This is a genomic window from Arthrobacter sp. 754, from assembly GCF_040548695.1.
In the GTDB taxonomy this organism is placed as follows: domain Bacteria; phylum Actinomycetota; class Actinomycetes; order Actinomycetales; family Micrococcaceae; genus Arthrobacter.
The window spans coordinates 1,140,087-1,155,270 of record NZ_JBEPSC010000001.1 but is presented as its reverse complement, the minus strand read 5'-3'; the positions used below and the strand labels follow the sequence as shown (position 1 = coordinate 1,155,270).

At 65.6% G+C, this 15,184-nt stretch carries 16 protein-coding genes; 13 read left to right on the top strand and 3 right to left on the bottom strand.

All coding sequences use genetic code 11. From position 1 onward, the window contains the following. Window positions 1–18: 18 nt before the first annotated feature. Genes ABIA70_RS05495 through ABIA70_RS05485 form a run of 3 tightly spaced genes read left to right on the top strand, consistent with a single transcriptional unit; the run spans window position 19 to window position 1,898 of the window. Window positions 19–786, top strand: a complete 768-nt coding sequence (locus tag ABIA70_RS05495; RefSeq protein ID WP_354146541.1) for a rhamnogalacturonan acetylesterase — start codon at window positions 19–21, stop codon at window positions 784–786. A 15-nt stretch (window positions 787–801) separates the two neighbouring features. Next, window positions 802–1,488 carry a DUF1961 family protein gene (locus ABIA70_RS05490; protein WP_354146540.1) on the top strand — a complete coding sequence of 229 codons (687 nt, stop codon included), beginning with the start codon at window positions 802–804 and terminating at the stop codon, window positions 1,486–1,488. Between the two features lie 59 nt (window positions 1,489–1,547). Beyond that, window positions 1,548–1,898: a DUF3846 domain-containing protein gene (locus tag ABIA70_RS05485; RefSeq protein ID WP_354146539.1), complete on the top strand. Its 351-nt coding sequence runs from the start codon at window positions 1,548–1,550 to the stop codon at window positions 1,896–1,898. Window positions 1,899–1,919: 21 nt separating this feature from the next. On the opposite strand, the gene ABIA70_RS05480 is transcribed toward ABIA70_RS05485, so the two are convergent. Further along, window positions 1,920–3,314 (bottom strand): FAD-binding oxidoreductase, encoded by a 1,395-nt coding sequence (locus tag ABIA70_RS05480; protein WP_354146600.1) that lies wholly within the window; start codon window positions 3,312–3,314, stop codon window positions 1,920–1,922. 92 nt (window positions 3,315–3,406) lie between these two features. Next, window positions 3,407–4,438 carry a LacI family DNA-binding transcriptional regulator gene (locus tag ABIA70_RS05475; RefSeq protein ID WP_354146538.1) on the bottom strand — a complete coding sequence of 344 codons (1,032 nt, stop codon included), beginning with the start codon at window positions 4,436–4,438 and terminating at the stop codon, window positions 3,407–3,409. A 140-nt stretch (window positions 4,439–4,578) separates the two neighbouring features. Between ABIA70_RS05475 and ABIA70_RS05470 the strand changes: the two genes are divergently transcribed. From ABIA70_RS05470 to ABIA70_RS05435, 8 genes are all read left to right on the top strand, one after another. Continuing rightward, a complete protein-coding gene (locus tag ABIA70_RS05470) occupies window positions 4,579–4,926 on the top strand; it encodes an L-rhamnose mutarotase (RefSeq protein WP_354146537.1) in 348 nt (115 codons plus the stop codon). 131 nt (window positions 4,927–5,057) lie between these two features. After that, complete coding sequence (gene rhaI, locus ABIA70_RS05465; RefSeq protein ID WP_354146536.1) at window positions 5,058–6,224, top strand: L-rhamnose isomerase; 1,167 nt, start codon at window positions 5,058–5,060, stop codon at window positions 6,222–6,224. 4 nt (window positions 6,225–6,228) lie between these two features. Then, window positions 6,229–8,268, top strand: coding sequence for a bifunctional aldolase/short-chain dehydrogenase (locus ABIA70_RS05460; protein ID WP_354146535.1), 2,040 nt, complete (start codon window positions 6,229–6,231; stop codon window positions 8,266–8,268). Further along, window positions 8,265–9,779, top strand: a complete 1,515-nt coding sequence (locus ABIA70_RS05455) for a rhamnulokinase (RefSeq protein ID WP_354146534.1) — start codon at window positions 8,265–8,267, stop codon at window positions 9,777–9,779. The genes ABIA70_RS05460 and ABIA70_RS05455 overlap by 4 nt, the downstream gene beginning before the upstream one ends. 35 nt (window positions 9,780–9,814) lie before the next feature. Further along, the gene (locus tag ABIA70_RS05450) at window positions 9,815–10,834 is read left to right on the top strand and encodes an acetylxylan esterase (RefSeq protein ID WP_354146533.1); all 1,020 of its coding nucleotides are present in this window, start codon (window positions 9,815–9,817) and stop codon (window positions 10,832–10,834) included. 237 nt (window positions 10,835–11,071) lie between these two features. Further along, on the top strand, window positions 11,072–12,217 hold the full coding sequence (locus ABIA70_RS05445) for a 3-deoxy-7-phosphoheptulonate synthase (RefSeq protein ID WP_354146532.1): 1,146 nt from the start codon (window positions 11,072–11,074) through the stop codon (window positions 12,215–12,217). A 140-nt stretch (window positions 12,218–12,357) separates the two neighbouring features. Further along, a complete protein-coding gene (locus ABIA70_RS05440) occupies window positions 12,358–12,570 on the top strand; it encodes a helix-turn-helix domain-containing protein (protein ID WP_058931377.1) in 213 nt (70 codons plus the stop codon). A gap of 214 nt (window positions 12,571–12,784) precedes the next feature. Then, the gene (locus ABIA70_RS05435) at window positions 12,785–12,883 is read left to right on the top strand and encodes a 30S ribosomal protein bS22 (RefSeq protein ID WP_003792170.1); all 99 of its coding nucleotides are present in this window, start codon (window positions 12,785–12,787) and stop codon (window positions 12,881–12,883) included. 192 nt (window positions 12,884–13,075) lie between these two features. Here the strand turns inward: ABIA70_RS05435 and ABIA70_RS05430 are convergent, their stop codons facing one another. Next, window positions 13,076–13,894 (bottom strand): HAD family hydrolase, encoded by an 819-nt coding sequence (locus ABIA70_RS05430; protein WP_354146531.1) that lies wholly within the window; start codon window positions 13,892–13,894, stop codon window positions 13,076–13,078. 76 nt (window positions 13,895–13,970) lie between these two features. On the opposite strand from ABIA70_RS05430, the gene ABIA70_RS05425 reads away from it, so the two are divergent. Together ABIA70_RS05425 and ABIA70_RS05420 are read left to right on the top strand one after the other, a co-directional pair. After that, the gene (locus tag ABIA70_RS05425; protein ID WP_354146530.1) at window positions 13,971–14,225 is read left to right on the top strand and encodes a glutaredoxin family protein; all 255 of its coding nucleotides are present in this window, start codon (window positions 13,971–13,973) and stop codon (window positions 14,223–14,225) included. A gap of 90 nt (window positions 14,226–14,315) precedes the next feature. Continuing rightward, complete coding sequence (locus ABIA70_RS05420) at window positions 14,316–15,032, top strand: redox-sensing transcriptional repressor Rex (RefSeq protein WP_502917160.1); 717 nt, start codon at window positions 14,316–14,318, stop codon at window positions 15,030–15,032. Window positions 15,033–15,184 lie beyond the last annotated feature (152 nt).

Genomic DNA, 15,184 nt, shown 5'->3' with positions numbered 1-15,184 from the left:
ACCAACAGAAAGCAGACCATGAAAATCCTGCTCGCCGGAGATTCCACCGTGGCGGACTGCCCCACGTACGAGTACCCCATGAGCGGCTGGGGTGCGCAGCTGCCCCAGCATGTCTATTCGTGGGCGGCCGTGCACAACTTCGCCAAGGGCGGTGCCAGCACGCAGTCCTTCCGCGAGGAGGGGCTGTGGGGGCAGCTCCTGGAAACCGCTGCGGCCGGCGACCTCGTCCTGATCCAGTTCGGGCACAACGACCAGAAGAAGGCCCACCTCGCAGCAAGGACCGGCTATGCGGCCAACCTGCGCGCCATGGTGGCCGAGGTCCGTGCCCTTGGCGCCACGCCGGTGCTTTGCACCTCGGTTGAACGGCGGCACTTCCTGGACGGCGCGGACACCCACGGCGTCCTTGAAGACAGCCTGGACGACTACCCCGACGTGGTCCGGGAGATCGGGCTCGAGCTGAAGCTGCCCGTCGTCGACCTTAATTCCTGGACCCGCGCGCGCTACGTGGAGCTGGGCGTTGAGGAATCGAAGTCCCTGTTCTGCCATTTCGGCCCGGGCGAGCACGCTCACTGGCCTGACGGGCTGGCGGACAACACCCACTTCTCCCAGCACGGAGCCTCCCTCGTGGCGGAGCAGGTGGCGTCCCGGCTGGCCCGGCTCGGCTACGGCTCCAGCTCCAAGCAACGCGGAGTCACATCCGGCCCGATAAAGGGCGAAGATTGGGCCGGGAGTGACCCCGCGTTGCAGTTAAGAACGCCGGGGCTGCCGACGGCGGTGCGGGGCTAGGTGGGCGCGGCTCACATGGGTGCGGGGCACCTGGGCGCGGGGCACGCCGACGGCGGGATCCTGTACAGCAACCCGCTCGCCGGCGCGGCGGATGTGGCGGACTGGGTGCCCGAGGGGCCGTTGAGCCTGGGCAGCCACGACGGAGCCTTGGAGCTGTCCGGGTCCGTCGACGACGGGGAGTTCGGGGACCACGCGCACTGGACGTTCTGGTGCCCGGTTGAGTTTCCGGACGGCATCCGGATCAGCTGGGAGTTCCTGCCGCTCGCTGAGCCCGGGCTGGCAATGCTCTTCTTTGCGGCGGCGGGGCAGGGCGGCCATGACCTGTTCTCCGCAGGACTCGCCCCACGGACCGGCTACTACCCGCAGTACCACTCCGGCGACATCGATGCCCTTCATGTGTCCTATTTCCGCCACAAGCACCAGTCGGAGCGGGCCTTCCGCACCTGTAACCTCCGAAAAAGCGCCGGCTTTGAACTGGTGGCCCAGGGCGCCGACCCGCTGCCGCCCACGGAGGACGCGCTGGAGTTCTACCGGATGGAAGTGGTGAAGGACGGCCCGGACGTGTCGTTCTCGGTCAACGGGCTGACACTCTTTGAATGGACCGACCAGTCGGAGAACGTACTGGGCGGCGGTCGCTTGGGATTCCGGCAGATGGCGCCACTGAAAGCGGCCTACCGGAACCTGACAGTGGAGAAAATCTAGTCCCCCAACGACGCGGGAACACACGGACTGAGGATGTGGTTAAGACTGTAGGACGAAAAATGAGCACCATATCCACAGCACTGATAATCCCGGCCCGGACCAATGAACCCGTCCGGGTCGGACCGATCGAGACCACCCTGAGGAATCTTCAGGAGCTGGTCGACGGCGGTATTGAGTCGGTCACGCGCGGCGACTGGCATGTGTACCTGAACGCCGAGGGCGTGATCAAGGACCTCCCGCCGAACGTCCGCGCCGCCCAGCTGATGTACGACTGCGGCCTGGACCTTGCCGGAGCAGCACGGGGACCCGCAGTGTTCCTGGGAAACGACGACCATGGCGGGGAACAGGACGTTCCGGATCACCTGGTCAGGCGTGCCGGGGAACTCTTCGGGGTGCCCTTGGCGGCCTAGCAGGACAGCCGGAACACCCCGTCAGTCGGGCCTGATGTTCTGGTTGAGGCTGAAGAAGTTGGTGGGGTCGTACTTGCGCTTGAGTGATTTGAGCCTCTCGTACTTTGCGGCTCCATAGGCCTGCCTGACGCGCTCCTCACCCTCTTCCATCAGGAAGTTTACGTAGACGCTGGTGTGGTGCGGTGCCAGCGCCGACCAGTAATCGCGGGCCCATTGGCGTTCAGCATCGAAACCCTCGGCGGTCTTGCTGTTGCCGTTGATGTTGAACGTAAACCCCGCGTTGCGGCCGTTGAAAGCAGTGGCGGCGTTGTCGATCCGCCCCACCGCGCCGCCCATCTGCCACAGGGCCACGCTGGTGACCGGCGACGTGATGCGCATGCCGTACTCGGCGACGATGCCGATCACCTCGTCGCTGAGCGTTGCGATGTCACAGGACCGGACGTAGTAGGACCAGCCGTGGGGGAAGGACGGATCGAACGTTCTCTGGTGTTCCAGGAAAGGCTTCGGCCGGCAGAAATCGAGGACCGGGGACCCGAAGTCCTTCATCGGCTGCATGACCCTTTCGCCGTCCTCTACGGATCCGGCATAGCAGGAGACGATAGCCAGGACCCGCCTGCCCACCAGCTCCGGCGGGACGATCGGCAGCGCCGGTGCCCTGCGCTGCACGGCCACGGTCATGAGCTCGTCAGGGCAATCCGCAAGCCAGTCGCGGTAGAACCGCAGCACCTCCGGAGCGTCCTCCATGGGCCAGAAGACCGGCCCCGCCATAACGGACGGACCCACCGGGACCAGCCGGAACTCGAACTCGGTGACGATGCCGAAGTTCCCGCCGCCGCCCCGCACACCCCAGAAAAGGTCGGCGTTCTGGTCCTCGCTGGCCGTCACCAGCTCGCCGTCGGCGGTCACAAGGTCCACGGAGATCAACTGGTCGATGGTGAGTCCGTGCTTGCGCATGATCCACCCGATGCCTCCGCCCAGCGTAAGCCCGGCAACTCCGGTGTGGGTGACGATCCCTGACGGGACAGCGAGCCCGAACTCCTGCGTTTCGCGGTCGAGTTCGCCCAACAGGACACCGGCCTGGACTCGGGCCGTTCGCGCAACGGGGTCCACCCGGATGCCCTTCATGGGCGCGAGATCGATGACCATCCCGTCGTCGCAGACTGACAGCCCCGGGAAGCTGTGGCCACCTCCCCGCACGGCGGCCCGAAGGCCGTGCAGGCGGGCGAACCGGATGGCCGCGCGCACATCCGCGACGCCGGTGCAGCGGGCTATGAGTGCGGGATGGCGGTCAATCGATCCGTTCCACACTCTGCGATGCTCGTCGTAACCGGCATCAGCCGGACTGACGAGGTCGCCCCGAAAGGATGCCTGCAGTTCATCGACGGCGATGCGGCCGATCTCCGTGCTTTGCGTCATTGGACTCACGGACCTCTCTCCTCCCAGCAGATTCCCACTGTTTGGAGGACCTGACAAGAGGAAAAATTGCCGACGTCGTCCGGGCGGTAGCCCTAGCCTGCCGAGACGTCTTGCGCGGGTGCGGTGCTTTGGCGCACCACCAGTTCCGGGGTGAAGATCACTGCCCGGTGCCGCGGGTTGTTCGACTCAAGTTCCTCCGCCAGCAGTTCGATGGCGGTGCGTCCCAGCGCCTCGGTGGGTTGCCGGATGGAGGAAAGCGGCACAACGGCTGACACGGCGAAATCGATGTCGTCATAGCCGATCAGCGCAATATCCTCGGGAATCCTCAGGGTGTGCGTCATGGTCAGGGACTGCATCACGCCCAGGGCCAGGAGGTCGTTGGCGCAGAAGATGCCGTCCGGCAGGTCCGCGCGCCCGCGCTCCACCAGCATGTTGCCCACGCTGCGGCCCGCCAGCACGGTCTGCCCGTCGGAATCGAGGACCTCCAACGTGGCGTCCGGCTCTTCCTTCACCGCACGCCGGGCACCCTGAAGGCGGTCCGCCACCTGGCGGATCGAGGCGGGGCCGCCAACATAGGCGAGCCGACGGCGGCCGGTGTCCAGCAGGTGCCGGGCAGCCAGGTAACCGCCGGCGTCGTCGTCCACCGAGACCGAGCTGTACTGGTTCTCGTCAGCCAGCCGGTCCACCAGAACGGTGGGGATGCCGCGCTCGCGGAGCACATCCAGCCGCGCGGTCACGTCACCCACCGGAGAGATCAGGAGGCCCTGCACACGCTGCTCCTGGAAAAGGTCAATGTAGTTGGACTCGCGGCTTGCGTTGTGGCCGCTGTCGCCCAGCAATACTGCACTGCCCTGGAGTGCCGCGGCATCCTCCGCCGCCCTCACCACGGAGGTGAAGAACGGGTTGCCGACGTCGAGCACAATCAGCCCGATGGTCCTGCTGTGGCCTGCCCGGAGCTGGCGGGCGGCGTCGTTGCGCACAAAACCCAGTTCGTCAATGGCACGCAGCACGCGCTCCTTGGTCCGCTGGGACACCCTGTCCGGATAATTCAGGACGTTGGAAACCGTGCCCACGGCAACGCTGGCGTGGTTGGCGACGTCCTTGATGCTGGCTGAGCGATTCATGATTCTCCGTGCTTATCCGGGGGCCCAGTAATTCCTTGGGGCCATCGGGGTGGAATGCTTGACACCTTCTTGTCTTCCAGAGTACTTTGAATCGTAACAATGAAACGATTCAAAGATTTGGAATTTCAGGAGAGTCGCAGATGAGGGTCTGTTTCCGTTCATCAGTCCAGCCAACGCTGATAGGGGAGTACAAGCGCCGCCACGCAGCCGTGTGGCCGGAGATGCTGGCGGCCCTTAAAGATGCGGGCTGGAACAACTACTCTCTCTTCCTGGGCGGGGACGGGCTCCTCATCGGGTACGTGGAATGCGACGATTTCGACGCCGTACGTGCCCGGATGGCCTTGGCGGACGTGAATGCACGCTGGCAGGCCGAGATGGCCACTCTTTTTGACAACCCGGATCAGGCACCCGACGAAGGGTTCCAGGTCCTCGAAGAAGTCTTCAACCTTGACGATCAGCTCGCAGCGGCGAACTCCGCGGCCAGCTGATCTGCCGGCTGACCCACCCAGGCTCCTGCAGCGGGGCCGCAGCACCAACACCTAAATCGCAGCACCACGCACTGAACCGCAGGAACCCCACCCCGAATCGCAGCAACACAGACACCGGAGAGAACCCCATCATGAACGACGTAGCAACGGCGCTGGGCAGGCTCGGAGAGCTTGCCATCGAGGTCCCTTCGTGGGCTTATGGAAATTCAGGCACGCGTTTTAGGGTGTTCGGTACGCCGGGCACCCCGCGGACCGTGCAGGAGAAGATCGCGGACGCCGCGAAGGTGCATGAGCTGACCGGGCTGGCTCCGACGGTGGCCCTGCACATCCCGTGGGACAAGGTGGATGACTATGCGGCCCTGAAGGAGTACGCGGCGGGCCTGGGCGTGGGCCTGGGCACCATCAACTCCAATACTTTCCAGGATGACGAGTACAAGTTCGGCTCGCTGACTTCTTCGAACGAGACTGTCCGGCGCCGGGCGGTCGCGCACCACCTTGAGTGCATCGAGATCATGCATGCCACGGGCTCGCAGGATTTGAAGGTCTGGCTGGCGGATGGGACGAACTACCCGGGCCAGGACGATATGCGTGGCCGCCAGGACCGTCTGGCTGAGTCCCTGCAGGAGATCTACTCGGGCCTGGGCGATAACCAGCGCCTGGTGCTGGAGTACAAGTTCTTCGAGCCGGCTTTCTATCACACCGATGTTCCGGACTGGGGTACGTCCTACGCCCAGACCCTTGCCTTGGGGGAGAAGGCGATGGTCTGCCTGGACACCGGCCACCACGCGCCGGGGACCAACATCGAGTTCATCGTGATGCAGCTGCTGCGCCTGGGCAAGCTCGGTTCCTTCGACTTCAACTCCCGCTTCTACGCGGACGATGACCTGATCGTGGGTGCTGCTGATCCGTTCCAGCTGTTCCGCATCATGTACGAGGTGATCCGCGGCGGCGGCTTCGGCAAGGAATCCGGCGTGGCCCTCATGCTGGACCAGTGCCACAACCTGGAAGAGAAGATCCCGGGCCAGATCCGCTCGGTTTTGAATGTCCAGGAAATGACGGCCCGCGCCATGCTGGTGGACACCGCTGCCCTGGGGGAGGCCCAGCGCGCTGGGGATGTCCTGGCCGCCAATGGCGTTTTCAATGATGCCTTCTACACCGACGTCCGGCCCATCCTGGCCGCATGGCGTGAAGAGCGCGGCCTGCCCGCGGACCCGATGGCCGCCTTCAAGGCCAGCGGATACCAGAAACAGATCAACGAGGACCGCGTCGGCGGCCAGCAAGCCGGATGGGGCGCCTAAGAGCATGAGCACTAACAAGACTGTTGAAGACCTGATTTCCCGTTCCAACCGCCTGGGTGCGGATAAGCGGAACACCAACTTTGCCGGCGGCAACACCTCTGCCAAGGGCACGGAGAAGGACCCGGTGACGGGCGAGGACGTGCAGCTGTTGTGGGTCAAGGGCTCCGGTGGAGACCTGGGCACGCTGCAGGCGGGGAACCTCGCGGTCCTGCGCCTGGACCGGCTGAACGCGTTGAAGAACGTGTACCCGGGTGTTGAGCGCGAAGACGAAATGGTGGCTGCTTTTGACTACTGCCTGCACGGTAAGGGCGGCGCCGCGCCGTCGATCGATACCGCCATGCATGGCCTCGTGGACTCAGCCCACGTGGATCACCTGCACCCCGACTCCGGGATCGCCATTGCCACCGCGGTGGACGGCGAGGCCCTGACCACCAAGATCTTCGGCAGCAAAGTCGTCTGGGTACCGTGGCGCCGGCCCGGTTTCCAGCTGGGCCTGGACATCGCCGCGATCAAGGAAGCCAACCCGCAGGCAATCGGCACCATCCTGGGCGGCCACGGCATCACCGCCTGGGGCGCCACCAGTGAAGAAGCAGAACAGAATTCGCTGTGGATCATCGAACAGGCCGAGAAATACATCGAGGACAACGGCACCGCCGAGCCTTTCGGCCCCGCGCTGGACGGCTACGCCGCCCTCCCCGAAGCAGAACGCCGGGCCAAGGCCGCCGCGCTCGCCCCGGTGATCCGCGGCCTGGCCTCCACCGACAAACCGCAGCTGGGGCACTTCAGCGATGACGCCGTCGTCCTGGACTTCCTGGCAGCCGCCGAGCACCCGCGCCTGGGCGCGCTGGGCACCTCCTGCCCGGACCACTTCCTGCGCACCAAGGTCAAGCCGCTGATCCTGGACCTGCCCGCCGACGCGTCCATCGAGGACTCCATTACCCGGCTCAAGGAACTCCACGCGGAGTACCGGACGGATTACCAGGCCTACTACGACCGCCACGCGACCCCGGATAGCCCTGCTTTGCGCGGCGCGGACCCGGCCATCGTCCTGATCCCCGGCGTGGGCATGTTCTCCTACGGTGCGAACAAGCAGACCGCCCGCGTTGCCGGCGAGTTCTACATCAACGCCATCAACGTCATGCGCGGTGCCGAGGCGATCTCCACCTACGCCCCGATCGAGGAATCCGAGAAGTTCCGGATCGAGTACTGGGCGCTGGAGGAAGCCAAACTGGCCCGCCTGCCCAAGCCCAAGTCCCACGCCACCCGCATCGCCCTGGTGACCGGTGCGGCGTCGGGCATCGGCAAAGCGATCGCCACCCGGTTGGCGTCCGACGGCGCGTGCGTGGTCATCGCCGACCTCAACCTTGAGAACGCCCAGGCCGTCGCCGCGGAACTCGGCGGCGCGGACGTCGCCATCGGTGTCCAGGCAGACGTCACGGACGAGGCCCAGGTCTCCGCCGCTATCGACGCCGCCGTGCTTGCCTTCGGCGGGCTGGACCTCGTGGTCAACAACGCCGGGCTGTCCATCTCCAAGCCGCTGCTGGAAACCACCGAGAAGGATTGGGACCTCCAGCACAACGTCATGGCCAAGGGCTCGTTCCTGGTTTCCAAGGCCGCCGCGAAGGTCATGATCGCCCAGGAAATGGGCGGGGACGTCATCTACATCTCCTCCAAGAACTCTGTCTTCGCCGGCCCGAACAACATCGCCTACTCCGCTACCAAGGCAGACCAGGCCCACCAGGTCCGCCTGCTCGCAGCAGAACTCGGTGAGCACGGCATCCGCGTCAACGGCATCAACCCCGACGGCGTGGTCCGCGGCTCCGGGATCTTCGCCGGCGGCTGGGGCGCCAAACGCGCTGCTGTCTATGGCGTGGACGAGCAGGAACTGGGCAAGTACTACGCCCAGCGGACCCTGCTCAAACGCGAGGTCCTGCCCGAGCACGTGGCCAACGCCGCCGCGGTCCTCACCAGCGCCGAACTGTCCCATACCACCGGACTCCACATCCCCGTGGACGCCGGTGTGGCAGCAGCCTTCCTCCGATGAGCACCACCGAAGCAACCGCGAACACCGTCCCGGCCACCGCCGGGGCGGTGTCCGCCGCTGGCCCCTCCGGCCAGGTCTTTGCCGGCAGCGTTTTCGCCGCCGTGGACATTGGCGCGTCCTCGGGCCGGGTCATCCTGGGCCGCGTGAGCAGTTCCGGCGTCGAACTGGAAGTGGTGCACCGTTTCCCCAACGGTGTGGTGGAGCTCGACGGCGGCCTCCGCTGGAACTTCGACGCCCTGTTCGCTGAGGTACTCAAAGGCCTGGCCGCCGCCGCCACGGTCGCGGCAGCCAAGAACGAAACCATCACCAGCATCGGCATCGACACCTGGGCGGTGGACTACGGCCTGGTCAACGCCAAAGGCGCGCTCACCGCGCAGCCGTACAGCTACCGCGATGACCGCAGCCGCGCCGCCGTCGCACCCGTCCACAAAAGACTGGACCCGGCCCGCCTCTACGGCACTACCGGGCTGCAGTTCCTGCAGTTCAACACCCTGTATCAGCTGGCCACCGAGCCGGACCTGGCCGGGCTGCAGGCGCTTCTGATCCCGGACCTGATCGCCTTCCTCCTGACCGGGCAGCGCCGCACCGAGTCCACCAACGCCTCCACCACCGGCCTGTTCGACGCCGTGGCAGGGGAGTGGGCCACGGAATTCCTCAGCGCCCTGGGCCTGCCCACAAAGCTGTTCCCACCGCTGATCGAACCCGGCGAAACCGTCGGCACCCTGCTGCCGGAGATCGCGTCCCGCATTGGCCTGCCCGCCGGCACGAACGTGGTGGCCGTCGGCTCGCACGACACCGCGTCCGCCGTCGCCGCCGTCCCCGCCCAGGAGAGCAACTTCGCCTACATCTCCTCCGGCACCTGGTCCCTGGTGGGGTTGGAGCTGAAGCACCCGGTCCTGACCGAGGCCAGCCGGGCAGCGAATTTCACCAACGAACGCGGCGTGGACGGCACCATCCGCTACCTCCGCAACATGGGCGGCCTCTGGCTGCTCACCGAATGCCAGCGGACCTGGGCAGCCGAGGGCTTCACCCCGGAACTGACAGCGCTGCTGACCGCCGCCGCGGCACTGCCCCCGGGCGGGCCGCAGATCAACCCCGACGATCCCTACTTCATCGCCCCGGACAACATGCCGGAGCGGATCCGCTCCGCGGCCCGCCGCACCGGAGACATCCTGCCGGATGACCCCGCGGCAATTACCCGCTGCATCATGGACAGCCTCGCCGCCGGCTACGCCCGCACCATCCGCGACGCCGAACGCCTCGCCGACCAGCCGGTCGACGTGGTCCATGTAGTAGGAGGCGGCTCACAGAACCGGCTGCTCTGCCAGCTCACAGCCGACGCCACCGGCAAACGCGTCGTGGCAGGACCAGTCGAAGCCACAGCCCTCGGCAACATCCTGGTCCAGGCCCGCACCGCCGGGCACGTCACCGGAGGGCTCAAGGAAATGCGGGAACTGGTGGTCAACAGCCACGCGCTGCAAACGTTCACGCCGCAGCTCGCCCGGCTCTAGACTCTTTTCGTCTTTAGAAAGGACCCCGCCCTCCCATGCCCCTCTTCGACCTCCCCCTTGACCAGCTGCGCGATTACACCTCGGCCGTCACCCCGCCCGCTGACCTGCAGGCCTTCTGGGACAGCACCATTGACGAGGCCCGCGCATTCCCGCTGAAAGCCATCTTCGAGCCGGTGGAGAACTACCTGACCGTCATCGACACGTTCGACGTCACGTTCAACGGCTACGGCGGGGCGCCAATCAAAGGCTGGCTCCACCTCCCGGCGAACCGTGCCCCCGGAACCCCGCTCCCCGTCGTCGTTCATTACGTGGGCTACTCGGGCGGGCGCGGACTGGTCAACCAGGACACCAAATGGGCCCAGGCCGGGTACGCGCAGTTCATCATGGACACCAGGGGGCAGGGGTACGGCGGGACGCTCGGCAACACCCCTGACCCGCATCCGTCCGCGGGCGAGGTGAACTATGCCGGCCTGATGACCAGGGGAGTGGGCAGCCGCGAGGACTATTACTACCGCCGGGTCTACGTGGACGCCTTCCGCGCGGTGGAAGCCGCCCAGTCGCACCCGGAGGTGGACTCCTCACGCGTGGTCCTCGCCGGCGTCAGCCAGGGCGGCGGCATCGTTGTGGCCACAGCCGGGCTGGTGGCCGGAAGGCTCGACGGCGTGATCGCCGCGCTGCCCGACGTCCCCTTCCTGCAGGACTTCCCACGCGCCACCGACATCACGCCCAGGGGCCCCTACCCCGAGATCGCGGCCTTCCTGGCCCGGCACCGTGAACGGTACGAGCCCATCCTGGACGTGCTGAACTACTTCGACGGCGTCAACCTGGCCCGCTGGGCCACGGTACCCGCCCTGTACTCAGCGGCGCAGATGGACGATATCTGCCCGCCGTCCACCGTTTTCGCCAGCTTTAACGCCTACGGGGCAGGAGCCGGCGGCGCGTCAGGGACCGGGGCCGCCAAGGACATCGAGGTCTACCGGTTCAACAACCACGAGGGCGGCCAGGAGCACCACTGGATTAAGCAGTTGCAGTTCCTCCGCAAGCTCCTGGGCTGAGCCTGTGTGACGCCGCCACCTGGCCGGATTTTGCCCGGGACGCGGGGCGTGGTTATGGTGTGGCTATGACAAACCGTTGGTATGCGTATTTTTCGTTGGCTCTGGAGGGGCCCGCGTCTAACTGACACGCATCCAATCACCTTCAGAGCCAACAGGGCAGAGATCATTCTCTGCCCTTCGCCATTTCCCGGCGGGTTCTGAATTCGGGCCCGCTTCCTCTCCGGAACAGGACCCCACATGAGCACCGCACCAGCCATCACCGCCACTCCCGCCGACGCACAGGCAGGCGCAGCTGCAGCCAAATCCACGTCCAACCTGCGTGTCAGTGAATTCACGCCCCTGCCCACGCCCCAGGAACTCATCGCCGAGCTGCCGCTGGACGCCCGTGTGACGGACGTCGTCGAACGCGGCCGCGATGAGGTCCGCGCCATCATGGACGGCGTGGACGACCGGCTGCTGGTCATCGTGGGGCCCTGCTCCATCCACGATCCCAAAGCTGGCCTGGAGTACGCCCGCCGGCTGGTGAGCCAAGCGGAGAAGCACAAGGAAGACCTCCTGATCGTGATGCGGGCGTACTTCGAAAAGCCGCGCACCACCGTGGGCTGGAAGGGCCTGATCAACGATCCGCGCCTGGACGGCAGCCACGACATGGAAACCGGGCTCCGGGCCGCACGCCGGTTCCTCCAGCAGGTCACCGCCCTCGGACTGCCCACCGCCACCGAATTCCTCGAGCCCATCAGCCCCCAGTACATGGCAGACCTGATCTCATGGGGAGCAATCGGAGCCCGCACCACCGAAAGCCAGATCCACCGCCAGCTGGCCTCCGGCCTGTCCATGCCCATCGGCTTCAAGAACGGGACCGACGGCGACCTGCAGGTGGCGATCGACGCCTGCGGTGCCGCCGGCGCCGCCCAGGCTTTCCTGGGGATCGACGGCGAGGGCCGGGCAGCGCTGGTGGCCACGGCCGGAAATCCGGACACCCACGTGATCCTCCGTGGCGGACGCAAGGGGCCCAACTACTCGGCTGCCGACGTCGAAAGCGCCTCCGCCAAGCTCACTGCAAAGGCGCTGAACCCCCGGCTTATCGTGGACGCCAGCCACGCCAACAGCGGCAAGAGTCACCACCGGCAGGCGGAAGTGGCCTTGGAGATCGGTGCCCAACTGGAGGACGGGGGCCAGTCGGCACACGCCATCGCAGGGGTCATGCTGGAGAGCTTCCTGGTGGGCGGGGCCCAGAACCTGGACGTCGCCGAACATGCGGCCGGACAGTCCGAACTGGTCTACGGGCAGAGCGTCACCGACGCGTGCATGGACTGGGACGTGTCTGTTTCGGTCCTCAACCAGCTGGCAGCCTCCGCGCGGAAGCGACGGTCGGCGGAATGATTGCCCGCAATACTTTCACTACAGCCCCATGAACCTCTAGAGTATCTATCACATGGTTGGTGGATGGCTCAGCATCGGCACACCGCAATGGAACACAGCTGGGGTCAATGCACGTCATCCGTCAGCAAAGGAATAGGGAAATGTCCGCAGAACAGAACTTCTCGAACGCGAAGTTCCTGACCGTCGCCGAAGTGGCCGAGGTCATGCGCGTCTCCAAAATGACCGTTTACCGGTTGGTCCATTCCGGGGAAATGCCTGCAGTGCGTTTCGGCCGGTCGTACCGCGTGCCGGAGAGCGCCGTCGAACAGTACCTTAAGGGTGCTGTCGTGGACGGCCACTCCGAAACCGCCTGATCAGCACCGACGCGGATCAGGCAACAGGCACCGCACACAAGTCGCTGGTTTTCGGCCCTGGAAGGCCGCGGTCAGTAGGCGCCGCAAAGAAGCGGTACCCTGTTAAGGAACGTTTTACGTCATTGTAAGAATCTGTCAGTTGTTTCAGTCTGTAGCTCTGCTCACGGACCAGTTCCATCAGACAGGTACTGCATCTAGTTTGTGAGGAACTTTCGTGGGTTCAGTTATTAAGAAGCGTCGCAAGCGTATGGCCAAGAAGAAGCACCGCAAGCTGCTTCGCAAGACCCGTCACCAGCGCCGCAATAAGAAGTAGAGATACCTCTCTCAGCGCGAAATGCCCGTTGCCTTCCGAGGCGGCGGGCATTTTTGTTTGTCTGCCCGGCAACGGCGCTTCGCCGTCGCTTAGACACCACCGATAGGCGGCCCGGCGGTCGCTGAGCGACCTCTGTCCCGCGATCGGCGGCGATGCGCTCCTACGCGAACCACCGCGGCCGGGCAAGGCCGACTAGGCCCGGGGTCCGCGGATTCGGGCGAAGCCGCGCCAGAGGCCGTAAACGGCGCCGCAGGCTGTGGCCGCCTTGAGCCCCAGGGTGGCGGCGCGGCGGCCTGAACGGAAATCATAGACCGGCCAGTTGTTGTCACGGGCGTGGCGGCGGAGCCTGGCGTCCGGGTTGATGGCCACCGGGTGCCCCACGAGGGTCAGCAGCGGGATGTCGTTGTATGAGTCGCTGTAGGCCCAGCACCGCTTCAGGTCCAGGCCCTCGGCGTCGGCGAGCTCCTGGACGGCTACGGCCTTGGCCGAGCCATGGAGGATGTCGCCCACCAGCCGGCCGGTATACATGCCGTTGGCGATCTCGCCCACGGTGCCCAGCGCACCGGTGAGGCCAAGCCGGGTGGAGATGACGGCGGCAACCTCGATGGGGGTCCCCGTAACCAGCCAGACGCGCCGGCCCACGCGGAGGTGCTGCTGCGCCAGGGCCTTGGCTCCGGGCCAGATCCTGGAGGCAATCATCTCGTCATAGACCTCTTCGCCCAGCGCCTTGACGTCCTCCACGGTGATGCCCTCGGCAAGGGTGAGGGCAGAATCGCGGACGGCGTGAACGTCATCCATGTTTTCGCCGCGGGCCACAAACTTGAACTGCTTCCAGGCGAATCCGGCAGCCTGCATCAGGGTGAAGGCGCCGCGCTGGTGCATCTTCCGGGCCACGTGGAACAGGCTGGCGCCCCGCATGAGGGTGTTGTCGACGTCGAAGAAGGCGGCTTCAGCGGTCTGCGGCAACGCATCCGGCTGCGTGAGCACAGCGACGTACATCTCCTCGGGCATGTCCACGAGTCTAGTCAATGCCCGGGACGCCGCCGGCCGCCCCGCGGTCCCGCCCAAAGGGGGATACGGTTAAAGCATGGCAAAACCGGAGATAGTGCTCATCACCAAAGCCGACTGTCACCTGTGCGCAGACGCCCGCGACGCCGTCGAACGGGTAACTGCCGCCCTGGGACTTGGGTGGACGGAGCAGTCGGTGGACCAGTTGCCGGAACTGCGGGAGCGGTACGCCGAGGAAATTCCGGTGCTCCTGGTGGACGGGGTCCAGCGCGACTTCTGGAAGATTGACGAAATCCGGCTTGAACGGGTCCTGCAACGTGCCATGGCCCGGTAAGAGGGCGGTTACGCAGGATGGCCCCGGCTTTGTTGGCACCGGCGGCGGGGCTCTAGAGTGGAGGCACAACGCGATGGGATGGAGGGGAAAGTGACTTCACTGGACTCGTTCCCGGTGGTTCCCGCAGCTGTGTCCCCAGCCGGGACGGTGCATAGCCCTGACCCCGCCAAACAGATTCCGCCGGCGGCAGTGGCCCGGCTGACCATCTACCTGCGCGCACTGAACACCCTGCTTTCGGAGGGGGTGGAGCGGGTATCTTCGGAGTCCCTGGCGGAAGCATCCGGCGTCAGCTCCTCAACCCTCCGCAAGGACCTTTCCCACGTTGGCTCTTACGGCACACGTGGAGTCGGCTACGAAGTGCAGTACCTGAGCCGCCACATTTCCGCCGCCCTCGGACTGACCCACGACTGGAAGGTCGCCATTGTCGGCGCCGGCAACCTGGGCAAGGCCCTCGCCCGCTACGGCGGATTCGAGTCCAGGGGCTTCGACGTCGTGGCAATATTCGACGCCGACCAGATGGTGGTGGGCAATGAAGTGGGCTGGCTGCGGGTGAGTGACGTTGCAGACCTCGAAACAGTCCTGCACCGCACCGGCGCAAACATGGTGGTCCTGGCACTGCCCGCCGCAGTGGCGCAGAAGATCTGCGACCGCGTGGTGGCCGCTGGTGTCCACAGCATCCTGAGTTTCGCCCCCGTGATGCTGCAGGTGCCGGACGGCGTCAACCTCCGCAAGGTGGACATGGCCACCGAACTGCAGATTCTGGCCTACCACGCACAACGGGCGCAGACCCCGGAACAGACCGCCTAGGTCCGCCCGGCACTGCCCCAGACGCTCTGGCAGATCCTGCAGCTATTCCCCAAACGCTCTTTCACTCCCTGTCGCCCAAACCACGACGCTCTATCACTTTCCTCAAGAGAGTGATAGAGCGTTAGGGCTTTTCCTGCAGGAAGTGAAAGAGC